Source organism: Mesorhizobium sp. M0678, assembly GCF_040320505.1.
GTDB lineage: Bacteria > Pseudomonadota > Alphaproteobacteria > Rhizobiales > Rhizobiaceae > Mesorhizobium.
In genome coordinates this window covers 218,184-240,474 of sequence record NZ_JAMYPT010000009.1, presented here as the reverse complement: position 1 = coordinate 240,474, position 22,291 = coordinate 218,184, and the positions used below count along the sequence as shown (strand labels likewise).

The 22,291-nt window shown below is 60.4% G+C and carries 17 protein-coding genes and 1 pseudogene; 8 read left to right on the top strand and 10 right to left on the bottom strand.

What is annotated here, in order from left to right; genetic code table 11:
* Positions 1-355: 355 nt before the first annotated feature.
* The 5 genes from NKI29_RS18630 (at position 356) to NKI29_RS18610 (ending at position 5,356) form a co-directional block, all read left to right on the top strand.
* Entirely contained in the window at positions 356-1,078 is a 723-nt protein-coding gene (locus NKI29_RS18630) for a nucleotidyltransferase family protein (RefSeq protein ID WP_023675619.1), read from the top strand.
* Positions 1,079-1,125: 47 nt separating this feature from the next.
* Positions 1,126-2,262, top strand: coding sequence for a DegT/DnrJ/EryC1/StrS family aminotransferase (locus NKI29_RS18625; RefSeq protein WP_023675620.1), 1,137 nt, complete (start codon positions 1,126-1,128; stop codon positions 2,260-2,262).
* On the top strand, positions 2,259-2,933 hold the full coding sequence (locus tag NKI29_RS18620) for a sugar transferase (protein ID WP_023675621.1): 675 nt from the start codon (positions 2,259-2,261) through the stop codon (positions 2,931-2,933). The genes NKI29_RS18625 and NKI29_RS18620 overlap by 4 nt, the downstream gene beginning before the upstream one ends.
* A gap of 74 nt (positions 2,934-3,007) precedes the next feature.
* On the top strand, positions 3,008-4,012 hold the full coding sequence (locus NKI29_RS18615) for an SDR family NAD(P)-dependent oxidoreductase (protein ID WP_023675622.1): 1,005 nt from the start codon (positions 3,008-3,010) through the stop codon (positions 4,010-4,012).
* 81 nt (positions 4,013-4,093) lie between these two features.
* Positions 4,094-5,356: a polysaccharide biosynthesis/export family protein gene (locus NKI29_RS18610; RefSeq protein WP_352455325.1), complete on the top strand. Its 1,263-nt coding sequence runs from the start codon at positions 4,094-4,096 to the stop codon at positions 5,354-5,356.
* A 24-nt stretch (positions 5,357-5,380) separates the two neighbouring features.
* Here NKI29_RS18610 and NKI29_RS18605 read toward each other — a convergent pair whose 3' ends face one another.
* Together NKI29_RS18605 and NKI29_RS18600 are read right to left on the bottom strand one after the other, a co-directional pair.
* A complete protein-coding gene (locus tag NKI29_RS18605; RefSeq protein ID WP_245274645.1) occupies positions 5,381-6,679 on the bottom strand; it encodes an HlyD family type I secretion periplasmic adaptor subunit in 1,299 nt (432 codons plus the stop codon).
* Between the two features lie 242 nt (positions 6,680-6,921).
* A complete protein-coding gene (locus NKI29_RS18600; RefSeq protein WP_352569013.1) occupies positions 6,922-8,673 on the bottom strand; it encodes a type I secretion system permease/ATPase in 1,752 nt (583 codons plus the stop codon).
* Positions 8,674-9,078: 405 nt separating this feature from the next.
* Here NKI29_RS18600 and NKI29_RS18595 point away from each other — a divergent pair, with 405 nt between their 5' ends.
* Positions 9,079-9,771 carry a N5-glutamine methyltransferase family protein gene (locus NKI29_RS18595; RefSeq protein ID WP_352449674.1) on the top strand — a complete coding sequence of 231 codons (693 nt, stop codon included), beginning with the start codon at positions 9,079-9,081 and terminating at the stop codon, positions 9,769-9,771.
* Between the two features lie 120 nt (positions 9,772-9,891).
* Here the strand turns inward: NKI29_RS18595 and NKI29_RS18590 are convergent, their stop codons facing one another.
* The 8 genes from NKI29_RS18590 to NKI29_RS18555 all read right to left on the bottom strand — a co-directional run bounded on the left by NKI29_RS18590 (position 9,892) and on the right by NKI29_RS18555 (position 20,311).
* Positions 9,892-10,158, bottom strand: coding sequence for an acyl carrier protein (locus tag NKI29_RS18590; protein WP_023675628.1), 267 nt, complete (start codon positions 10,156-10,158; stop codon positions 9,892-9,894).
* A 56-nt stretch (positions 10,159-10,214) separates the two neighbouring features.
* Positions 10,215-11,771 carry a class I adenylate-forming enzyme family protein gene (locus NKI29_RS18585; protein ID WP_352569014.1) on the bottom strand — a complete coding sequence of 519 codons (1,557 nt, stop codon included), beginning with the start codon at positions 11,769-11,771 and terminating at the stop codon, positions 10,215-10,217.
* Complete coding sequence (gene asnB / locus NKI29_RS18580) at positions 11,768-13,789, bottom strand: asparagine synthase (glutamine-hydrolyzing) (RefSeq protein WP_352756648.1); 2,022 nt, start codon at positions 13,787-13,789, stop codon at positions 11,768-11,770. The genes NKI29_RS18585 and asnB overlap by 4 nt, the downstream gene beginning before the upstream one ends.
* A gap of 3 nt (positions 13,790-13,792) precedes the next feature.
* Positions 13,793-14,776 carry an NAD(+) synthase gene (gene nadE, locus NKI29_RS18575; RefSeq protein ID WP_352756656.1) on the bottom strand — a complete coding sequence of 328 codons (984 nt, stop codon included), beginning with the start codon at positions 14,774-14,776 and terminating at the stop codon, positions 13,793-13,795.
* Positions 14,773-17,511: an AMP-binding protein gene (locus NKI29_RS18570; protein ID WP_502896711.1), complete on the bottom strand. Its 2,739-nt coding sequence runs from the start codon at positions 17,509-17,511 to the stop codon at positions 14,773-14,775. Before NKI29_RS18570 ends, nadE begins: the two co-directional genes overlap by 4 nt.
* A gap of 253 nt (positions 17,512-17,764) precedes the next feature.
* Positions 17,765-18,013: a hypothetical protein gene (locus NKI29_RS18565; RefSeq protein WP_156937305.1), complete on the bottom strand. Its 249-nt coding sequence runs from the start codon at positions 18,011-18,013 to the stop codon at positions 17,765-17,767.
* 499 nt (positions 18,014-18,512) lie between these two features.
* On the bottom strand, positions 18,513-19,412 hold the full coding sequence (locus tag NKI29_RS18560; RefSeq protein WP_352569016.1) for a proline iminopeptidase-family hydrolase: 900 nt from the start codon (positions 19,410-19,412) through the stop codon (positions 18,513-18,515).
* Between the two features lie 173 nt (positions 19,413-19,585).
* Positions 19,586-20,311 carry a LuxR family transcriptional regulator gene (locus NKI29_RS18555; RefSeq protein WP_352569017.1) on the bottom strand — a complete coding sequence of 242 codons (726 nt, stop codon included), beginning with the start codon at positions 20,309-20,311 and terminating at the stop codon, positions 19,586-19,588.
* Between the two features lie 238 nt (positions 20,312-20,549).
* Between NKI29_RS18555 and NKI29_RS18550 the strand changes: the two are divergent.
* Both NKI29_RS18550 and NKI29_RS18545 read left to right on the top strand, forming a co-directional pair.
* Positions 20,550-20,981 (top strand): annotated as a pseudogene (locus NKI29_RS18550) (ABC transporter substrate-binding protein); the annotation flags it as partial.
* A gap of 85 nt (positions 20,982-21,066) precedes the next feature.
* A complete protein-coding gene (locus NKI29_RS18545; protein ID WP_352796915.1) occupies positions 21,067-22,284 on the top strand; it encodes an ABC transporter substrate-binding protein in 1,218 nt (405 codons plus the stop codon).
* Positions 22,285-22,291: the final 7 nt, after the last annotated feature.

Sequence of the window (22,291 nt, the reverse complement as noted above, 5' to 3'; positions counted from 1 at the left end):
TTTTTTGCCCCTTGTGAGCGAAACCCGCCGAACGTCGTCGAACATACGTTCTGACCTTTTGGACAGCTGACAGACCGGCCGGCCGTTCAGCAGTGCTATAGGTCTAAAGATATAGAACAGCAAAACGGCTGAATTGTTACCATTCGAATGCACGACGACATCCACCCTGACGGCCACATACCATCCAGATGCAATGTCCGGATCAGGGGACAGTGGAGAAATCTCACCGGTCTTCTACGGGAAATCTCACCGGTTCTTCTGAGGGGACAAGAACGCGTTTCCCGGGTGCTGACCAGGGCAGGATAGCCGGCCCGTGACGATAGCGTTCAGGCCGAATGAACAAGGGAGGACCAGGATGAAAGCGGTTATTCAATGTGGAGGAATGGGAACACGCCTCCGCCCCTTCACTTCGGTCTTGCCGAAGCCGCTCATGCCGATCGGGGCACGGCCGGTTCTCGAGATGCTTCTGAAATGGTTGCGACGCAACGGCATTCAGGAAGTTTATATTACAACCGGGTATCTCGGCCACTTGATCCGCACCGTGTGTGGAGATGGCTCGCAGTGGAACCTGAAAATTCGATATACGCAGGAGATGGAGCCGCTTGGCACCATCGGGCCACTGTCTTTGATCAGGGATGAACTGACGGAGCCATTCATCGTTCTCAATGGCGATGTCCTCACGGATCTAAGCCTCAGTCGATTTGTAGCAGCGCACCGTAAGCACACCGATCCAGTGACGATCGCAACAGCCTGTCGCCTGATCAAGATGGATTTCGGCGTCATCGACGAAGTCGACAATACCGTGCAGGTCTTTCGCGAGAAGCCGACGCTTTCGCATCTGGTCAGCATGGGAATTTACTGCATGAACCCGGATGTTCTGCAGTTTATCCCATCCGGCATACCCTTTGGGTTCGACGACCTGATGCTGCAGATGATGCAGAACGGCACAACCGTGCACGTGTACAAACATGAGGGTCTCTGGCTCGATATCGGGCGCGTCGACGATTTTCAGAACGCACAGACCATTTCCTGGGAAGACCAGTCGGCCTCGATCGAGGTCACTGCGACGGCTGCATGATGAAGTCACGAGCCCGGTTCCCACAGTTATCAGTCTAGGAGGTTGTGATGCTCTTGGTCAGTGCCCCGATCTTGGGTGTGCCGGAGAAGACTGCTTTGACCAAGGTCATCGACAGCGGCTGGCTGACCATGGGGGAGCAGGTACGAGCCTTCGAACAAGCTTTTGCCGACGTTCATGATGCGGAGGATTGCGTCGCGGTCAGTTCTTGCACCGCAGCGCTTCATCTCATTTTGCACGCACTTGGCATCGGACCGGGCGACGAGGTGCTGGTGCCATCCTTGACGTTCGTGGCGACCGCAAATGCGGTCCTCTATGTCGGTGCGACGCCGGTTTTCGTCGACATCGAGTCAGCCGACGTGCCGCTGATGTCGATCGTGGAAGCCGAAGCGAAATGCACGGCCCGCACCAAGGCAATCATTCTCGTTCATTTCGCCGGCTACCTCGCCGATCGGGAACAATGGCAGAGGCTCGCCCGTGCCCGGGGGCTGCACATCGTCGAGGACGCGGCGCATGCGCCGGGCTTGAAGGAGGTGGGGACATTTGGTGCCGCAGCCGCCTTCAGCTTCTACGGCAACAAGAACATGACCACGGCGGAAGGCGGGGCTGTGATCGCCAGGGATGCCGGTCTGCTCGAGACAATCCGCCAGGCGCGTGGACATGGGATGACCACCGGGACGCGTCAAAGGCTGAACAGCCGCACCCCTCAGTATGATGTCACCATGCTCGGATTCAACTATCGCATGGATGAATTGCGGGCTGCGATCGGACTGGTCCAGCTGCAAAATCTGCAGGAGTGGAATGAGATCAGGCGTATCCTGGTCATGCTGTATCGCCGTCTCATAGCGAAGCATTGCCCGGCCGTGACCATCCCGTTCCACGAGCCGCGGACGTCGGCCTACCACATCATGCCTATCCTTTTGCCACGTTACGCCGACAGGCAAGACGTCATCGACGCACTGCGCGGGCAAGGGATACAAACCACTATCCACTACCCGCCGGTGCACCAGATGACGCTCTATCGTGAGCTCATTCCCGGTACTCACTTACCGCGCACTGAAGATTTCGCGCAGCGCGAACTGACTGTACCGCTGCATCCGCAGATCACCGCGCCATTGGTCGAATCGGTAGTCGTCGCTCTTGCCGCGGCGGTCAATAATTGCGCTCAGACAGGAACAGCCGCATGAATGCCCTGGACCTAGCCATTCACCGGTCTAACGTCTCGAGCGCCGCCCATGGGTCTGCGAGACGAGCAATCGATCTCGTCATTGCGGCAGCCGCGGCGATCGTCTTCGCCCCGCTGATGCTGCTGATTGCCGTGGCGCTGCTGCTGGAAGGCGGTCGGCCCATCTTCTTCACACAGACCCGCGTCGGGGCCGGTGCTCGCCCATTCCGCATGTACAAGTTCCGCAAGTTCAGCGTGCAATGCGACCCCGGTGGCTTGGCTCTGACCATGGCCGATGACAGCCGCATGACGCCGATAGGACGGTTCCTCGCCGTCACCAAGTTCGACGAACTGCCACAGCTTTGGAACGTCTTCAGAGGCGAGATGGCAATCATCGGGCCACGCCCGGAGAGCCTTGCCTTCGCCGATTGTTTTCGCGGGGGCTTCGAAGACGTTTTACAATACAAGCCAGGCTTGCTGGGTCCAGCCCAGGTTCTCTTCCGGCATGAAGCCCGTTTCTATCCGCGATCGGTGGACCCGCTACTGTTCTATCGCCAGGTTCTGTTTCCTGCCAAAGCCAGGCTCGACCTTTCCTATTATCCGCAGCGCACGATCGGCTCCGATGTTGTGTGGATGGTGCGCGGCTTGCTGGCGGTGCTTGGCGTGGTTTCGCCGCCGCCGATTGGACCTTGAGAGCAGGTGGGACATCCGCGCTCTCGTGGATTTGCAACGTCAGTGCCTCACGTCATAGGGGGAACGCTTGGGTCATGGCATACAAGGGCAGGAAAGTTCTGGTTACGGGTGCCGACGGGTTCATCGGTTCTCATCTCACCGAAGCACTCGTCCGCAGCGGCGCCGACGTCACCGCGCTGGCACTCTACAATTCCTTCGACAGCCACGGCTGGCTGGACGATTTGCCCGACACCATACGACGCCAGTTGAATCTCGTCCGCGGCGATGTTCGCGACAGCGCGTTCCTTAACCGGATCGTGCGTGGCCAGGCGGTCGTGTTTCATCTCGCCGCACTGATAGCTATCCCGTATTCGTATGCCGCTGCCCAGTCCTATGTGGAGACCAACATCCTGGGCACGGTCAACGTTCTCGAAGCGGCGCGCCAATGGGAGACGGAGCGTGTAGTGCACACTTCGACAAGCGAGGTCTACGGCACCGCGCTGACAATGCCTATCAGCGAATCCCACCCGTTGCAGGGACAGTCACCATATTCGGCATCCAAGATCGGCGCGGACATGATGGCGGAGTCCTACGCCAGATCGTTCGACATCCCCGTGGTCATCATGCGGCCCTTCAATACGTACGGCCCGCGCCAGAGTGAGCGGGCCATCGTACCGACCATTATACGCCAGGCTCTCGACAAAAAATGCCCGGCGATCATGGTGGGAGACACAAGCCCGATCCGCGATCTTACTTTCGTGGAAGACACCGCGGCGGCGTTTTTGACCGCAGGTTCCGCCGAGCTCGAATTTGGCCATGCCTACAATGCCGGAAGCCAGCGCGCTGTGACGATCTCGGACATATTGGATCTGGTGATCGAGTTGAGTGGCTGCAAGAAACCAATCCACCGGGACGAGCGCCGCCTGCGGCCGCAGAATTCCGAGGTGCGTGCCTTGCTGGCCGATTCTTCGCTCCTCGAAAGCAAGACTGGATGGCGTGCCCAGACCAGCCTGCGCGAAGGCTTGGAGCGGACCATCGGATGGTGGCAAGGGCGCCTGAGCGAAGGCCGGGTGCGACACGAAATGGGTTACATGACATGAGCTTTCGCCCGGGAGGATTGGCTCCGCTGTTGATTGCGGCCGCGGTATCGCCGGATTCGAGCCAGAAGGAGATTGTCGCCCATGGTCCTCGTTGATCGAATCCTTATTGTCGTGCTCGGCATGCTGGCTGCCATGGATACGGCTGCTGCAGCGGAACCGCGGGTCGCCTATCGACTTTCTGCCGGCGACACCGTCGAGATTGGAATTGCCTCCATCCCGGAGCGAACGCAACGTGCGGTGGTCCAGATGGACGGCACGATCGCGCTTCCCGAAGTCGGTATGGTTTCGGTGGGCGGCTTAACTCCGGCTGAACTGCAAACGCGCATGCAGACGATCTTGCCGACCAAGATATTCCACCAGCGTCTGCCTGATGGGCGGGAGCAAATGATCGTCATCAAGCCGACAGACGTGACCGCCGTGGTTGCGGAGTACAGGCCGATCTATGTGACCGGCGACGTGCTCACTCCCGGACAGCAGGCCTACCGCCCGCTGATGACCGTGCGGCAGGCGATTGCCGTGTCAGGCGGTTTCAGCCTTTTGCGGTCCCGGGCAAACCAGGTTGGCCCAGATCCGGTGGATCTGCGGCGCGATTACGAGTCGCTTTGGGGGGAATATACGAGAGATTATTTTCATAGCGCCCGCATCCGCGCCGAACTTCAGGACAAACCGACTTTCGACATGCAGCCACCACAAGGATCTCCCTTGCCGGCAAGTTTTGCGTCGGCGATCGCGCAGGCTGAAGCGGAAGGGCTGAAGCTCTCGTTGGACAACTTCCAGCAAGAGCAGGGCTTTCTGGATAAAAGCGGCAAGGATGCCGCCGCACAAACCGAGACCTTGCTCAAACGCGAGCAGGCCGAAGCGGATGGGGTGAAGGCGGACGAAGACGATCTGGCGCGCGTAAGGAAAGCGTTTGAGTCCGGAAATCTCACCAACAACCGGCTCGCCGACGTTCGGCGCGCTTTGGTTCTCTCTTCCAGCCGGGCACTCGAAACGTCGGTTGAGCTTATGAGAGCACGACGTCAGCAGGACGATTTTGCCAGACAGCACGAACGCAATGACAACCAAAGAAGGATGGGTCTGCTGATCGAGTTGAAGGATACCAACGTGCGCCTTGCCGACGTCAGCGCAAGGCTTCGCGCCGCCAGCCAAAAGTTGCAGCCCACGGGAGCTGCCGCACTGCCGTTGCCGGTTGCCGGCGAGAAGGTCCAGGCCGAGGTCACGATCATTCGCAAGGTCGGCGAAGAATGGCGAAAACAGCTTGCCCAAGAAGACACCGAGGTCATGCCGGGAGACACGATCGAGGTCAGATTCAGCAGCGCTCTCGAAAATGCGGCGACCCGATAGATCGGGCCGCGTTTCGCAACCGCTTTACTGCCTGAAGGCCCTGGAAAACTGGTCGGTAAGGGGCTTCATCAAGTAGGACCAGACACTGCGCTCGTCGGTTCTTATGTGGACTTCGGCGGGCATGCCCGGTTTGAGTATTTTCTCTCCTGTCAGGCACGTCGCTTCATTCTCGACGTCGATGCGCGCCGAAAAAAAGGAAAGCTGGCGTTGCTGATCCTTGATCAGATCCGCTGAGACGCGCTTGACCGAGCCTTCGCAAGCAGGTGTGGTGCCGGCGTCGAACGCTGGAAAGCGGATCGACACCTGCTGTCCGGGATGAATCTCATCGATACGCGACGGAGGAATGGAAGCGTCGACGACAAGGTTGTCGGAATCGGGCACAATCATCATGAGCACCTCTCCTGCGCCAATCACGCCTCCTACGGTATGGACCGAGGATTCTTGTACTGTGCCCGATTGCGGGGCACGAATGTCTGTCCTGCTGAGTTCGTCTTCGGCCACCACCTGGCGCTCGCTGAGCTCGGTCTGCTTGGCTTCCGTTTCGCGAAGTTCGTTGGTCACGTCGCTCCGCATTTGTTCGTCGAGCTGAAGCACCTGCAGGTCCGTTTCACTGATGTGAGCTTGTACCTCTGCTATCGCTGCGACAAGGCGTCCCGATTCGCCGCGAGCCCGGGTCTTATCCAGGCTGACATTGCTCAACCTCTCCTTGGACACCAACTTCTTTGCGTAGAGAGATTCGACATCCGCAAGGTTCTTGGTCAGCAGATCCAGAGACTCGTCCGTTGCAGACTGCTGCGATTTGAGGCCATCGATCTGACGTTCCAGCTGCTTCGCGCGGCTTTGTAATTGTGCCTTCTGGCCAGCCAGCGCCGCAGCACGGCTTTCAAACAAGGCACGCTCGCCACTGACAAGTGCCACCACTTGCGGGTCGCCCATTTGAGCGCGAAGGTCGGGCGGGATCTGCATTTCCGGCAGACCCTGGCGCTCGGCCTCCAGTCGGGCCAGACGAATGGTGGCGCGATTGAGGTCCTCGGTGATTATCTGCAGGTTTGCTCGGGTCAATGTGTTGTCCAGCCTGACCAACACATCGCCGGCCTTCACATGATCGCCGTCCTGCGCGAAGATTCCGCCGATGGTGCCGCCGGTTTGATGCTGGACTTTTTTAATGTTGCTTTCGACCACCACGGTTGCGGGCGCAATCACCGCGCCGGCAATCTTGGTCAATCCCAACCAGAGCCCTCCGCCAAAGATCAACAGCAAGCTGGTTGCCAGGCCCAAGAGCAGATTGGCCCGGATGCCATCCGGCTCTGGCTTCGTCTCCAACGAACGGCTTTCGCCACCGGCTGCGACGTATGACGACACGGCAACAGCAGAGCGATACCTCGCATATGCCCGGCTGCACCTTTGTGCGGCGGAACGACAATGTGCTGCTAGGCTCCGGACCAGAGTACCCCAGGGTGGATTGGCTCGAATCCCATCCGGCTCCGGCTTCTCCCCGGTCGGCTGGCCTTCGCCGCCAACCGCAGCATATGACGACATGGTCACGTTAGACACTAAGCAATACCTCACGCATGCCCGCTTGCACCGTGCTGCAGCGGAACGACAATGCTTGGCTTGTCCGGGCGCGGGAAGGGCCGGATCACATTTGCCAGAACGTCTTCGCGCGAGCCGAACGAATGGAGCATCCCGTTCGACAGGACGAGTACCTGATCGATGTTGACGAGAGCGGAGGGGCGATGCGCAACGACGATCACGATACCGCCGCGCTGACGCACTGCCAGGATTGCGCCGGCCAAAGCAGCATCACCGTCTGCATCCAGATTGGAATTTGGTTCGTCAAGAACGACGAGGAATGGATCGCCGTAAAGTGCCCTGGCAAGCCCGACGAGCTGCCTCTGCCCAGCCGAAAGGGCCGCGCCGCCTTCTCCGATGCGTGTTTGAAAACCCTGCGGAAGACGCATGATCATCTTGTCCACGCCCGCAGCCTTGGCAGCTGCCAGCACGCCTTTTGCGTCGCGCTTGCCGCCGAACCTCGAAATGTTATCGGCGATCGTCCCGTCGAACAGCTCAACGTCCTGCGGAAGGTAGCCAATATGAATGCCGAGCAGTTCTGAATTCCACTGATCGAGCGAGGCGCCGTCCAATCTTACCGTGCCACGAAGCGGCTTCCATGCCCCGACCAAAGCGCGCACGAGCGTGGTCTTGCCGGAGCCGCTCGGGCCGACGACCGCCAACCCTGCGCCTCTCGCCAAGCGGAAGCTTACATTGAAGATGGTGGGCTTCTGCAGGCTTGGTGGCGCGACGGTCAATTCCTCGACCGCAAGCTCAGCCTTCGGGCCGGGCAGTTCCATTGGCTCTTGCTGGCTATCAAAAGCATCCAGGGCTGCCGACAGCTCGGTATAGCTTTTGCGGGTTGCCAGAAACCCTCTCCAGTTTGCGATCGCCACATCGACCGGCGCCAGCGAGCGGCCCAGCAATATGGACGATGCAATGATCACGCCAGGCGAGGCCTCGCCGCCGATCACAAGGTAGGCACCAAGCCCTAGCACACATGATTGCAGGGCCATTCGGAGCGTCTTCGACAGTGAGCTTGCTGCGCCGACGACGTCGGAGAGCCGTTCCTGGTTCTTCAGATAAAGATGACTGACCTCGTTCCAGCGCCGGCTAAGCGGGGCGGAAAGGCCCATCGCCTGAACAACCTCTGCGTTGCGGCGGCCGGAGTCGGCCAGAAGCCGTTGCGCTACGAGTGTCTCAGATGCACGAGCCGCAGGTTTGCGGCCGATGATCTCGGCAACCACCGTCAAAAACACAACGGCACATGCGCCGAGCGTTGCCAGCACGCCAAGCGCGGGGTGCAGCAGATAGATGACCACCATATAAAATGGTATCCAAGGAGCGTCGAATAAGACTGTCGGCCCGAGCCCGGAAAGAAAGCCACGTAGCTGGTCCAGATCACGAAGCGGGTGTACCCGGTTCGCATCCGGCCCGGCGACGAGGGGCAGGGAAAGCGAGGCTGCGAACGCTTTTTGCTGCAGATTTCTATGCAGGCGGCTGCCGATGCGGACCAACAGGCGAAGCCTCACGAAATCGAGGAGCCCATAGGCCGCGTAAAGTCCCAGCATCCCGACTGTAAATCCGACAAGAGTCGGCACGCTCTGCGAAGGCAGCACGCGGTCATAGACCTGGAGCATGTAGACGGAGCCGGTCAAGGCGAGGATATTTATCAATGCCGAGAAAATGCCTACGCCGACGAGGCCGTGCACACAGCCGAACATTGCGGAGCGGAGATCGAGCGAGCGCCCTTTGGTCGACTTCATGATGTGCGCTCGTTGACGCGAAATTGCCGCGCAATCTCGTCGATTCTTTCGATGAGGGACAAACTTTAACCTTCCGGGAAGCAGCAGCCCCGCCCCGCTGCTGAACATTACGAATTGCTTACATACGTGCCTTCTTTGATTAAAATGTAGCAAAATCGTGACGCCAGGCTGAGAATTCGGCAACTGGCTCGCCAGGCTGGGGATAACCGGGTCGAGTAAGGAGATATTCCTAATCATGACACGGCGCAGAAGCTTATGGTCATCTTTGTAGCATCAAGGCTTCAAAGCGTCTGGGGAGGGATCGGTTTTGATTTTGTCGATCGAGAGTTAAACGGTTTTGAGATACACTTCATCGGTACGCAATTGTCGGTCACCAACGCCGGCTAAATCGGGGAGGCGAGTGTCGTGAGCGAAGAGATCAATGTTGCCGATGCCTACGGCAGGGGGCGCAGCACCTTCATGGGATTGCAGTTGCTGGTCTCGCCCGGTGCGCTTGTTCCTCGGCCGGAAACGGAACTGCTCGGCAAGGCCGCTCTCGATGTCCTGAGCCAACTGAACCTGCCGGTGCCTCGCGTTGTCGACATGTGCTGTGGGGCGGGCAATCTGGCGTGCGCCATCGCGCACCACGCTCCCACCGCGCGCGTGTGGGCAAGCGATCTTACCGACGGATGCGTGGAGGTCGCGCGCCGCAACGTCACCCATCTTGAAATCGAGGACCGGGTAACGGTGCTTCAGGGCGACTTGTTCAGCGCCTTCTCAGGCTTGGAGCTCGATGGCACGATCGATGTGATCGTTTGCAACCCGCCCTACATTTCGGAAAAACGGCTCGAGGGCGACCGTTCGCATCTGGTCGAGCTCGAGCCGCGTGAAGCATTCGCAGCCGGCCCCTACGGCCTGAGCATCCACATGCGGGTGCTCAAGGAGGCGCCGCGCTATTTGCGGCGCGGAGGCATCCTGCTTTTCGAGGTGGGGCTTGGCCAGGACCGGCAGGTCATGAGTTTGCTCGAGCGTTCCAAGGCCTATGAGAGTATCCGGGCAGTCACCAACCAGGCCGGTGAGGGCAGGGTGGTAGTGGGACATACGAGGGCGCAGGCGTAAGCATCGCAGCCGCGGCGGGTAGACGCGCTGTCGCGGCGGGTAGACGCGCTGTCGCGGCTAGAAACGGCCGGGAAGTTGAAACAGAGTTGCGCGAGATTTCGGCGATCAGTTTCTCTTGCGTCAGTTTCTCTTGCGCATGACGTATTGCGCAATTCCCTCGATGGAATCGAGATTCTCCGGCAGCAGCTCGCTGTCTTCGACCGTGATGCCGAAGGTCTCCTCGATGAAGCCGATAACCTCGAGCACACCCGTCGAGTCCACGATGCCCTGGTCGAGTAGCGAGGTGTCGCTCTCCAGGCTCTCGGGATCGGCTATATAGAAATTCGAAGCCAGGAAAGCGCGAATTTGTTCGCTGCAGGTATCGGTTCTATCCTTGGTAGATAACATTGATTTCGCCTCCGGTACAAAAGATGAATGCTGATCAACTTCGCCCTGGTACCGATTCATGACAGGGCCGTTTTTTTGAGCTTACCCGTGTCGGTCATCGGCAGACTGGGTACGATGACGATGGACTTCGGAACCATGAAGTTTTCCAGCCGTCTCTGGCATTCTTTCTGCAACTGCTTTTCACCGATCATGCTTCCCTGCTCCATCACGACAAATGCCTTCACTGCTTGCCCGAGCAGCTCGTCCGGAACGCCGATGACCGCGGCTTCCCGTACGCCCGCAATGTTCATCAACACGTTTTCCACCTCCTTCGGCGCTATCTTCTCTCCGCGCGATTTTATGATCTCGTCGCCGCGACCGACGAAGTAGAGGTAGCCCTCGGCGTCCATCCGGCAGTAGTCGCCGGTGTATAGGACCTGCTCACCCGGCAGCGGGCCGGGCTTGAGCTTCCTGGCTGTCGCCTCCGGCTTGCCCCAATAGCCCTTCATCACCGTCGCTCCGCGGATGACGAGCTGACCAACGATGCCGGGGCCGACCCGCCTGTCATGCTCGTCGACAATCCACATTTCCGTATTGGGGATGGCGATCCCGACGCTCGACGGCTTTCGCTCCAGATCCTCCGGCGGCAGGTAGGTGCAGCGCTTGCATTCGGTAAGGCCGTACATCGAATAGATGCGGGCGCCAGAAAACAGCTCCTGCAGTAGGAGAATGTGCTTGAGCGGCAGGGCGGCCGCAGTGTTCGTGACGTAGCGAATACTCGAAAAATCCTGATCCCTGAGAGACCTGAGCTCCCCGAGTGCGGCGAAGATGGTCGGTACGCCGGGAAAACCCGTCACCCTTTCTTGCTTGATCAGCCCAAGGATCTGCGCCGGGAAGGCGAACGAGCGCTCAAGCACCAGCCGGGCGCCCGCGCCGAATGCCATGATCATCTGGTAAAGACCGTAGTCGAAGGCGAGCGGCAGGACATTGAGGATCACCTCGTCTTCGGCAAGCGCCAGGTATGAGGAAATCGAGGCGCACGCGGCGATCATGTTTCGATGCGTCAGCATCACGCCCTTGGGCTCGCCCGTCGAGCCGGACGTATAAATGATCGCAGCGAGATCGATGTCGATGCAGCGGCGCGAGGGCGGCGTGCTGCGGGCTGCCGCGACCGCGGCGTCCCAGCGCACAGCATGCGGCAATTCTTGCAGGTCGCTGTGTTCGATCGGCCCGGAGACGATCATGCGGCGCAACGATGGGCAATTCCGCGCCGGCTCCCTGAAAATCGAGTGCAGGTGTTTGTCGGTGATCAGTGCCGTCGGGCGGCAATCGTTGAGCAGATAATCAAGCTTGTCGCTTTTGGTGAGCGGATTGACGATGCACACCACGGCGTTGGCCTTGAGCACCGCCCAGAACGCAATGACGGCCTCGACAGTGTTGTCGGCGAAGACCACCACGCGATCGCCACGCGCAATTCCGGCATCGGTCAAATGGTGCGCTATGGCGTTCGAACGCATATCGAGATCGCCATAAGTGACACGTTGATTGCCGCACACCAGGGCCACCTTCTCGCCGAGCCGGCTGGCAGAGTGGGTGAGATAGTCGTGCAGGAGCGGTACGGCGCCATGCATCATGCGAGCACCTCTTCGCGGTGTTCGCGGTCGATATCGATGCTGAGCCTGAGCGTGCGAGCCCCACTTGGACGGCTCGCGATAAATTGCCGATGAAGAAGCTGCGTCGACAGCACCCCGACCAGCGCCATATTGTCGGAGTTGGACAGGTCGCCGTCGCCGGCGCTGGCCTGGCACTTGTTCAGGAGCCGGGTAACCGACTTGGGATCGAAGACGTTCGCTTCGCGCAGCGCCGCCTCCGAAAGTGCTTCGCGAATGTAGGCCGGAGCGCCATCTGCGACAAAGCAAAGCGCGTTGGGAGCCCGGTAAGGCTGCTTCTTGCGGGTGACGATTTCCGACGGCACGATCGGCTGCGCCACGCGCTTCAGCACATGCTTTTCATCGAGCACGCGCAGCTTGTAGGCGGCCGGAAGCGAATTCGCGAGTCTAACGAGTTCATGATCGAGGAACGGGAAGCGCCCCTCGACGGAATGAGCCATCAGCATCCTGTCCCCTTGTGAGGAAAGCAGGTATCCCGACATCAGCGTCTGAATCTCTATGTACTGGTCCTGCGCAAGAGAGCCCCATCGCGAAAACTCCGCCGGCAGGCGGGCAAGCAGCTCGGATACGGCGTTGCGGCGCTCCGTTTGAGCGCGCATGTCTGCCGAAAACAGCCGCTTGATGGCGCTTGTGGTACGCCAGCGCGTGCCATGCGCAAAACCAGGCGCGTCACAGGCGTGGATGTCGCGACCGAAGAACTGGCGTGCCATCGCCTGCTGCTGCACCGGCGAGCGGCTGAGATAGGGATAGAGGCGCTCCAGCAGCCGCGAGCGTCGCGTCGAGGCGGGCTGGCGTCCCCAGAAGCGGCGGACCTTGCCCTCGCGGAACAAATCGTAGCCGGCGAACATTTCGTCGGCCCCTTCGCCGGTCAACACGACCTTGATGCCGTGCTGGCGCACCAGTCTCGAGAGCAGGAACAGCGGCGCCGGCGCGGTCCTGAGGATTGGCCGCTCGGTGTGGTAGATCACCTCAGGGAAGATGCCAGCGATATCGCTGCGCGAAACAACTACCTCATGATGGTCACTGCCGGCCACGCCGGCAACCAGGCGCTGGAAATGCGTCTCATCATACTCGGCGTCGGCAAAACGCAGCGAGAAAGTCTGGAAGCGCTCGCCCGCGAAGCGTCTCCCCAGCGTGGCGACCAGCGAGCTGTCGAGCCCGCCGGACAAATAGCAGCCGACCGGCACGTCGGCGCGTACTATCCTGAGCGCCGTCGCGGCTTCCAGGGCGCTGCGCACTTCCTCCGTCGCGTCATCAAGCGAGCCGGTGAATTCATCATCGCCGGGTCCGTCAACCTCTGGATAGTCAGGCTTCCAAAAAGCCCGCTCCCGGACGACGCCGCTGTCATAAATGCGGACATGCCCCGGCGTGAGTTCGCTTACTCCTCCAAATACGCCTTGTGGCGGCGCGACAGTCCAGAGTGTGAAAGTCTGATCGATGCCGGCTGGATCGAAGGCGCGGGGTATATCCGCATCGGCCGCGAAAATGGCCTTCACCTCGCTGGCGAAGTAAAGCCGCCCGCCATGCTCGCAAAAGTGCAGCGGGCAGATGCCGAACCGATCCCGAGACAAGACGAGACGACCTGCCACGGAGTCCCAGATGGCGACTGCCCACTGCCCATTCATTCGCTCGAAGGCGGCCTCGCCCCAGGCATGATAGGCATGGACGATTACCTCGGTGTCGCTGCGTGTGCGGAAGCGATAACCGAGCGCGACCAGATCTTGTCGCAGCTCGACGTAATTGAAGATTTCGCCGTTGAAGACGATCCACATTGTGTCGCCCGCGCCGGCGAGTGGCTGCTGGCCGCTTGCGAGATCGATGACGGACAGGCGGGCATGCGCCAATCCTGCACGTCTGTCCCGGTAAAGGCCGCGCTCGTCCGGGCCGCGATGCGCCAGCGCGCCCGCCATACGTATCAGCGCATCCCGGGAAGGGGACGCCGCTGCGGCGCTCAGCGACACAATTCCGGCGATGCCGCACATCGCCTAGCCCTCGCCCATTGAAGAGGACACCAACGGCCGCGCGTGAAGATAACGTGCGGCGCGCCGCTTGCTGTCGATATCCTTGAAAACCTTCTGGACCTGCATCAGGGTGAGGCCGGTTGCCTCAGCGACGTCTTCGTCGGCGATCCCATGGTTCAAGCCGTAGAGGCACAGATCCATCAGATAATAAGGAAGCGCGAAGTAGAACTCCTCCTGACTCTGCGCCATCGAGAAGGTGTCTGTGGTGGGCGGTCTGCGCCGGACCTCTTCCTCCACCCCAAGATATTCGGCCAACTGGTAGACCTGGGTCTTGTAGAGGTGGACGATTGGCATCAGGTCGGCAATTCCGTCGCCCTGCTTGACGAAGAAGCCCTGGTCGTACTCCAGGCGGTTCGGCGTGCCCGCTACCGCATAGTTGAGGCGGTCGGCATGATAGTATTCGGTCATCTTGCGCAGGCGCTGCTTGTAGTTGGTTGCAGCGACGATCTGCAAATAGGCCGCCGACGGCAGACGCACCGTGTCGGTCCTGCCCTCGGGGTCCTGAACCGTGAGGCGCGTGATGTTGAGACCGTTGCTCTCGAGAACCGAGGCGAGCACCAGCTTGCATTTCCAGCCGTCCCCATATTCGGGAACGACGGTCTGGATTGCTTCGGTCTGCCGTCTATAGGCGCCGATCGCTTCCAGGGCCGGCGTTATATCCTCCAGGATCGTTTCGATACCAAGGTGTGCGGCGACAATGCGGCCGAGCCTCAGTGAGTCGCCGGAGGAATGGCGCTCCGGCATGAATATCCCGAGGACCTTGCCTTTCCCAAAGGCGCGAACACACAACGCCGCAACGACGGAGCTGTCGATGCCGCCTGAGAGGCCGACAACCACCCCTCGACGTCGCAGCGTGCCGAAGACCTGCTGGCGCAAGATCTGGACGATGCGATCGACTTCCGCGCCAGCGTCGAGCACCAGGGCGTCTTTGCCGAATGTTGAGATCAGGTCGATGGCTTGTACTCCAGTTTGCGAGACTCGATTGGCGAATAGGTTTTCGCCACCGCTTTCTCGATAAGGGGACGATTGGTGGTAAGGTGAGGCTCTACAACCAGATCGATGTGGCTGCCGACGATCGGAATCACGTCCAGATGGGCGAAGACGCTATCCCAGCCGATTGCCAGAGGCATTCCGGGTCGAGCACAGCGGAACAGGGTGCCTGTGATCGGCAGAGCCGGCTTTGGCTCGGCCACCCACTGGAAGAAGGCTTGCGCGCGCAAAACCTCTTGCAGTTCCAGTTTGGTTCTAAAGCTCGTCGCGTTGAACTGTCCTTGAGCGAAGCGGTCGAGAAACTGGACCAGTTGTGCCTCGCGCTTCATTGCCACGGCGACTTTCGCGAGGGCGCGGCATGCCATCCGGTAAGCGGACACGCGGTTGGTTCGAATTCGATTGAATGTGCGCGTAAACGTCTCCCAGCGGGCGCTTCGCTCCCCGACGAGGCTGGTGTCGAGGATGCCGAGGAACTTTACGGTTCGCCCCGCTGCCAGCAGCCGCGCCGCAACTTCGAAGGCAACAGCGCCGCCGAGCGAATGGCCGAGAAGTCGTACATGGCCCGAGGGTTGGGCGCGGCGGATCTGGTCGACGGCGGCGTCGGCCATATCGGCGAGGCTGTCTTGTCCGCGCAGTATCATAGCCAGGGCCGGATACCTGATCGGGGCAACGCGGGTCACCTTGCCCATCGCTGCTGCAAAGGCTGCAAGGCTCGGGCCATAGCCGACAGAGCCCGGGAACAGAAAAAGAATGGGAGGGTCGTGCTTCTGGGCGCGCGCGCTTTGATCGCCTGCCTGGGCGGACCCGACCGCCTTGACCATTTCCTCCAGGCTCATCCCGACGGTGAAGGCCTCAAGGCCGAGTTCCTGCCCGATGGCGCTTTCGATTTCCATGACGCAGTGCAGCAGCTTCAGCGAATCTCCTCCGGCGTCATCCCAGCGTCCTGCCGCCACGCGCGTATTGAGAATGCTGGTCCATGCCCGCTGGACAACCTGCTGCGCGGTCAGCTTGCCTCGCGGCTCGAGCGGACGCGCGGTCGCCGCTGTCTCTCTGGCTGAAAGATCCATCTCTGCAAGTGTCGTGATGTCGACTTTGCCGCTCGGCAGACGCGGAATCTCGGCGATCGTGTGCAACCGCAAGGGACGCAGCGGCGGCGGCAGATTGGTCCTGACAAGCTGGCGAAGCTCGTCCGAAAAGGTCGCTTCGGCCGAGCGCCGAGGAACAGCAAAGGCGACAAGCTCATTCGCGGCCGTCACGATTGCCACGGCATCCGCGACAGAGGGTGCACAACGCAGCACCCGTTCGAGTTCGGCTGGCTCGACGCGTCGACCGTTGATTTTTACCTGGCGCCCCTTGCGACCGACGATGTGCAGTAGGCCTTGATCATCAAGTCGAACGAGGTCACCTGTCGCGAAAATCCGAAGGCCTGGATCGTGCGGGTCTGATGTTGCCGGCACAACCGCCCCGTCCTCCCAATGGCCAAGCAAGACATATGGGCTCCTGATCAGAAGCTCTCCGCTGCGGCCCGGTTGAACGCGGCGGCCCGCTTCGTCGACAATTGCGAAGGTGATTCCAGGCAGCAGCCAGCCAACTGGAACCGAATCTCCATGCTCTGGCCAGTCTCGCGGCAGGAACCATTGCGAGCCGGTGGTCTCGGTTGACGAGTAACCGATCTGGATAAGGCACGTATCGGAGACGGCCTTGCGCAGCAGGGCGATGTCGGTCCAGGGCACCTTCTCGCCACCGATCCGGGCGACTCTGAGTGAATGGAACGCTTCTGCAGGTCCGTCTGCCATAAGCGCGCGAAGCAGTGCCGGCACCAGATAGGTGATTGTCACGTCTTCGGATCGCACCAGGCGTTGAACGGCGCGCAAGCCGACCGCTTCGACTTCGACCAGATGCAAGGTGGCGCCGGTGAGAAGAGCAGCAAGAATCTCCCGGCACCCGGCGATTGTGGCGGGTCCGGTCAATGGCAGGAAAACATCATCCGAGTTGATGTGGCACGCATCGACATATTGCTGGACCCGGCACAGCAAGCTGCGCTGGCTGTTAACGATGCCTTTGGGCCGGCCCGTACTCCCTGACGTATAAAGCACGATGGCGGGCGCATCGACCGAGACGGAATAAGAACGAGGCACTTGCCCAGCCTGCGAGGCCGCACTGGTCGACACATCGATCCAACTGACCAGGTGAGGCAAACCATCGGGTCGGACATTGCCCTCGCCCAGGACAGCTGAGAGCCGCGCCCCGGCCACGATTTCAAGGATACGCGAGCTAGGATCTCGCGCGTTGAGTGGCACCGAAGGCCGCCCAGCCGTCATGCTTGCCAGCATGGCAATGGGATACCAGGCCGAGTTGGCCTGAAGAATCCCTATCGCCTGTCCGTCTGGGACGGCCGCCGCGATCTGGTGGGACAGCGTCTCGACTGACCGGAGGAGCTGGGAATAGGTTAGACGATTGGCGCCGTCGCTGATTGCAAGCTTGTCGGGGTACTGGCGGACGATATTTCTCAGGTGATCGAAGGCCGCAATGTTGGTAAAATCGACGCCCAATCTTTGAAATGGGCGCAGTACGGGACCACCCTGATCCAGTGCGTATTGTGGGACACTTGACCAATTATCGGAGGTCGTTGTCTGACAATCCACCGCTAGATCCTGATCCGCGACTTCTGATCCCAAATATGCCGAAGACATGAGTTGCCTACGCTAAGATTAGGGTCACTTATCGCCCCCCGCCCCAATCTTTTCATCGATCATTCTGATGATGCCCTGATCTTCCCTCAAGGACGCATGGTTAGTCGCTTCGCCTGTTTCGCAAGCCGCCGGCCGAGCCAATCATGCCGGGCTCGCTGGCTGTTGTGGTGCGCATGACACGGACACATGCCAAGGCGGGCTCGAAGACCAAGGTGGGGTCGAAGATGGAATTGCCGCTATTCAGGCATATTGCCTATTCGGTGGTTCTTCCGGACGATACCGGCGATGCTTCGGTGTCGGAATAGCTGCCGGGGACGAAACAATAGGCATAGATCTGTCCCCGATTTTCGTCGGTCACGCGGATCCAATCCTTTTCCCACGTTCGGAAGGTAATACGCCCGCCCGTCATCATAGCTGCGGCTCTGAACGGACTCGGCGCGTTGACAACGCGCACCGAGATAACATCGTCGCCGTCCATACGCTCGACGAGATACGTCTGCATGAAAGCCTCCCCATGCCCCGCTAGATCACCCGCACTTTAACGCCGGCTAATGAATTCGGTTGCAACTGCTTGGCGAAACTTGGGTCCGATACTTTCCGTACCCACCGGCAACTTGGTCCTCCGTATCCGTCAGGTTTTTCAGCGACGGGATGCCAGTTCAGGGGAAGGCAGGCTGATTGCGGCCATGCCGGCGACATGCCAATCTGCGCCGTAACGTTTAGGCCTCCGCCTCCGCGGGCAATGGAAAAGGCGCTCGAATGGGCTCCTTTATGCTGTCCGTGTATGCTGTCCGTGATCTGGCATTCTGCCAGTGATTTGGCCTCATCGGACGACCCTGCAGGCCTTTGCGGGACATCCACATAGCGTGGCGTCGCCATCACCGAGGCATAACAATATGCGTCGGCGGAGAAATGGGACGGTTCGAGGTTTTCTGAACCTGCCTCACGACGACTGCGTCGTGTCGACGATCCGTTGGAACAGAAGGCCTGGTGCTGGAACGTCAATCGTATTTGGCCAGGAAGCGCCCGACGGCGCTGAGGCAGTCGTGCTTTTCCTCCACATGCGGCATGTGGCTGGAATTTGGGAAGACCAGGCCTTCAACGTACGGAATAAGATCCAGAAAGGGCTGGACGCAGGCCTCGGTCGCTTCGTCGTAGAAGCCGCGGAAAACCAGGGTCGGCGCCTCGATCCGATGCAGGCGGTCGACGATGGTCCAGTTCCGCATCGTGCCGATGACGTGGAACTCATTGGGACCGTTCATGGTGTGATAGACGGTCGGATCTTCCTCGATTGCCGCAAGTGTCCGGGCGACCTCTGGCGGCATCGGAACGACGCGACAGACATGACGGTCGTAGAAAGCCTTCGTCGCCGCAACATATTCGGGGTGATCGGTGGTTCCCGCCGCTTCGTGCCGGTCGAGCGCACTTTGCACATCGGCTGGCAACTCGGCGCGCAATTGCCGGGCTCCTTCCACCCACAGCGCCATCGAGGCCAGCGAATTGGCCAGGATCAATGCCTTGAGCCCCTCAGGGCGGCGCACGGCGTGCTCGGCCGAGAGTATGCCGCCCCAGGACTGGCCGAGCAGGGCATAATGGCCGGCAATGCTGAGATGGGCGAGCAACGCATCGAGTTCGCCCAGGAAGAAATCGACGGTCCAGAAGTCGCCGCCCTTGTCCGGCAGATGGGTCGATTTGCCGTTGCCGATCTGATCGTAGTGGATGACGGCTCGCCCGGTTCCGGCAAGCTCCTTGAATGAGTCCACATAGTCGTGGGTGCAGCCCGGTCCACCATGAGCGACGACCAGGGGCACCTTGCCCGACCCGATGTCCCCGGTCACACGGTACCAGGTGCGATAGCCCTTGTAGTCGCTAAATCCTTCGGTGATCGCATGTGCCGTCACAGTCCAAGCTCCGCATCATGGCGCGGCAGGAGCCACTTTGGTGCACCCCTCCCAAGCCTTGTTTGCGGCCGACGGTACTAAGCGGCCCAGCGCATTTACAGCTAGCACTATTTATAGGTTCGCCGGTTATGGGTTGGCCCGAGGCAAGGCCGATCGCCCGCAGGTCGCGAGCCTCAATGCTCCGGTTCGAGCAGCCGGTAATGGGCGGCGAGCGCGATGGCATGGAAGCGGTTGCGCGCGCCAAGCTTTCGCGTCGCCGCGTTGAGGTGCAGCGTTGCGGTAGGGCCCGCGCGGCCAATCTCACGCGCGACCTGCTTGGCCGTCAGTCCGGCAGCGGCCAGGCGCAGGCACTGACGTTCGCGCGACGTCAGATGGACATGTTGGCAGGTGCGGATTCCGGCGTCGAAACCGGCGTAGGCGGAGTCATGCAGCAGATGACCCAGATCTCCGATCTCGGCGATCAAGGGTCTGGCTTCGAGCTCGAACCCGGCCTCCGGATCGGCACGGATCGCGGTGAAGGTGGCGAGATCGCCGCCGGCAAGGCGAATGGGTACGGTGACGCCGCAGGTCATCCTGGTGTCAAGCAAATAGCTGACCACAGGATCGTGCTTGGACTGGAGCACGCGCTGCATGACGGTGCTCTGAACGCCGCTGTGCGACCAGAGAAACGGTCTCGATACGGTGAGCGCGGCCTCCTGCACCGGGTCAAGCTGATAATATCCGCCCTTGCACCAGAGATCCTGCATGTCGCGCGGCACGTTGCGCAGAGCCATCAACGAGGGCGTGATAAGCTCGCCCTTGTGACTGACCGCCACGGGCGTATAGTCGTAGATGAATGCGGTGAAACCGATGGGCTCCAGCACCTCCGTTGCCACCGCCATGGCAGCGTCGATGCTCATTCCGGTTTGGAACCGGCTCTCTAGATCGCCTGGAAGGCTTTGCATCGGGCAAGCTTACCCGCTGATGATTGCTTGTCAAATAGCCATGTCGGCCGGCTGCTCAACAAATAGGCGCGGATAAGCCTGTCCGACCTATCTATCTTAATAGCTATCCCGTCCGGCTTCGCTCGCCGTAGTCTTTTGCGATTGGGCCAAGTAGCGGACACCGTTCGCAAACCCAGACTGTTTCAGCCGCGCAATGGTCAATCGACCGGGTTCAGCGCGGCAAAAGCCGACACGCCTCCATGAGGGAACAAATATGCGACCCCAAAAAGCATTTGCAGCGTTGATACCCTGCCTGGCTCTGCTCGGCGTGACCATGATGTCGCCGGCAAGCAGTGCCTTGGCCACCGAGGGCAAGCCAGGCGGCACACTCCGACTGCTGGCCAATGCCGCGGCAGGCACCGCCGATCCGCACATCAACTACACGCTGCAGTATTTTCAGATCAATTATGTCCTCTACGATGGCCTGGTGACCTACAAGAAGGCCGGGGACAAGACCGGCTTCGAAGTCGTCGCGGACCTGGCGGAAAGCCTCCCGCAGGTCGAGAACGGCGGCAAGACCTACGTCTTCAAGCTGCGCAAGGGCATCAAATTCGCGGATGGCTCGGATGTCACCACGAAGGACGTGGTGGCTTCGTTCCAACGCATCTTCAAGATCAGCGGGCCGACGGCCGGGACCTTCTACAAAGGCATCGTCGGCGCCGGATGCGTGCTTGAAGGCCCCCGCTGCATGCACCCTCGAAGGTGGCCTGTCGGTCGACGATGCGGCCGGAAGCATTACCTTCAACCTGGTCCAGCCGGATGCCGAGTTCCTGCAGAAGCTGGCCGTTCCACACGCGTCGATCCTGCCGGCGAGCGCGCCGCTGAAGGACGCCGGCACCGATCCGATCCCGGGTACCGGACCGTACATGATCGCCAGCTACGACCCCAACAAGCTGATGAAGATTGTGCGCAACCCTCATTTCAAGGAATGGAGCAAGGAAGCGCAGCCGGCCGGATATCCGGACGAGATCGACTACGAATTCGGCCTTACCGACGAGGCGGCGGTGACGGCGGTCGAGAATGGCCAGGCGGACTGGATGTTCGACCCACCGCCGTCCGACCGTCTCGCCGAACTCGGCACCAAATATGCCGCGCAGGTCACGGTTCACCCGCTGACGGCAATGTGGTATGCGCCGATGAACACCAATCTGGCGCCGTTCAACGACTTCCGCGTTCGCCAGGCAGTGAACTTCGCGATCGACCGCGCCGCGATCGTCAAGCTGTTCGGCGGCAGCAATCTGGCGCAGCCGGCCTGCCAGATCCTGCCGCCGGGCTTCCCGTCATTTGCGGCCTATTGCCCGTTCACCGCCAATCCGGGCGAGAAGTGGTCAGCACCGGATATGGACAAGGCCAAGCAATTGGTCGCTGAATCGGGAACCGCAGGTCAGGAGGTGACGATCATCACCGAGGACACCACGGTCTCCAAGGCGATCGGCGTCTACCTGCAGGATGTGCTCAACCAGCTTGGCTACAAGACGTCGGTCAAGCCGATCTCGCAGAACATACAGTTCACCTACATCCAGAACACCAATAACAAGGTGCAGATTTCGATCTCGCAATGGTTCCAGGATTACCCGGCGCCATCGAATTTCCTGCAGGTCTTGTTCAGCTGTGCCTCGTTTACGCCGGGCTCCGACGCCTCGGTCAATATTTCGGGGCTCTGCGACAAGTCGATCGACGCATCGATGGACGAGGCAGAGGCAGCCACCATCGCCGATCCGGCCAAGGGCGCGACACTCTGGACCGCCATCGACAAGGCTGTGACGGACAAGGCTCCGGTCGCTGTCCTGTTCACGCCAAAGCGCGTCGATGTGATCTCTTCTAGGCTGAAGAACTTCACCTTCAGCCCGCAATTCTACTGGATTGTCAGCCAGTCCTGGGTGGAATAGCCGACCG

Bases quoted from the DNA above. Each gene is read 5' to 3' on its own strand.
- NKI29_RS18620 (WP_023675621.1), top strand. From the start codon at position 2,259: ATGAATGCCCTGGACCTAGCCATTCACCGGTCTAACGTCTCGAGCGCC.
- asnB (WP_352756648.1), bottom strand. From the start codon at position 13,789: ATGTGCGGCATCGCCGGAATTGTGTCGCTGAGCGCCGCAGCGGCGTCC.
- NKI29_RS18565 (WP_156937305.1), bottom strand. From the start codon at position 18,013: ATGCAGACGTATCTCGTCGAGCGTATGGACGGCGACGATGTTATCTCG.
- NKI29_RS18610 (WP_352455325.1), top strand. From the start codon at position 4,094: ATGGTCCTCGTTGATCGAATCCTTATTGTCGTGCTCGGCATGCTGGCT.
- NKI29_RS18625 (WP_023675620.1), top strand. From the start codon at position 1,126: ATGCTCTTGGTCAGTGCCCCGATCTTGGGTGTGCCGGAGAAGACTGCT.
- NKI29_RS18630 (WP_023675619.1), top strand. From the start codon at position 356: ATGAAAGCGGTTATTCAATGTGGAGGAATGGGAACACGCCTCCGCCCC.
- NKI29_RS18585 (WP_352569014.1), bottom strand. From the start codon at position 11,771: ATGATGCATGGCGCCGTACCGCTCCTGCACGACTATCTCACCCACTCT.
- NKI29_RS18570 (WP_502896711.1), bottom strand. From the start codon at position 17,511: ATGTCTTCGGCATATTTGGGATCAGAAGTCGCGGATCAGGATCTAGCG.
- NKI29_RS18590 (WP_023675628.1), bottom strand. From the start codon at position 10,158: ATGTTATCTACCAAGGATAGAACCGATACCTGCAGCGAACAAATTCGC.
- NKI29_RS18615 (WP_023675622.1), top strand. From the start codon at position 3,008: ATGGCATACAAGGGCAGGAAAGTTCTGGTTACGGGTGCCGACGGGTTC.
- NKI29_RS18555 (WP_352569017.1), bottom strand. From the start codon at position 20,311: ATGAGCATCGACGCTGCCATGGCGGTGGCAACGGAGGTGCTGGAGCCC.
- NKI29_RS18600 (WP_352569013.1), bottom strand. From the start codon at position 8,673: ATGAAGTCGACCAAAGGGCGCTCGCTCGATCTCCGCTCCGCAATGTTC.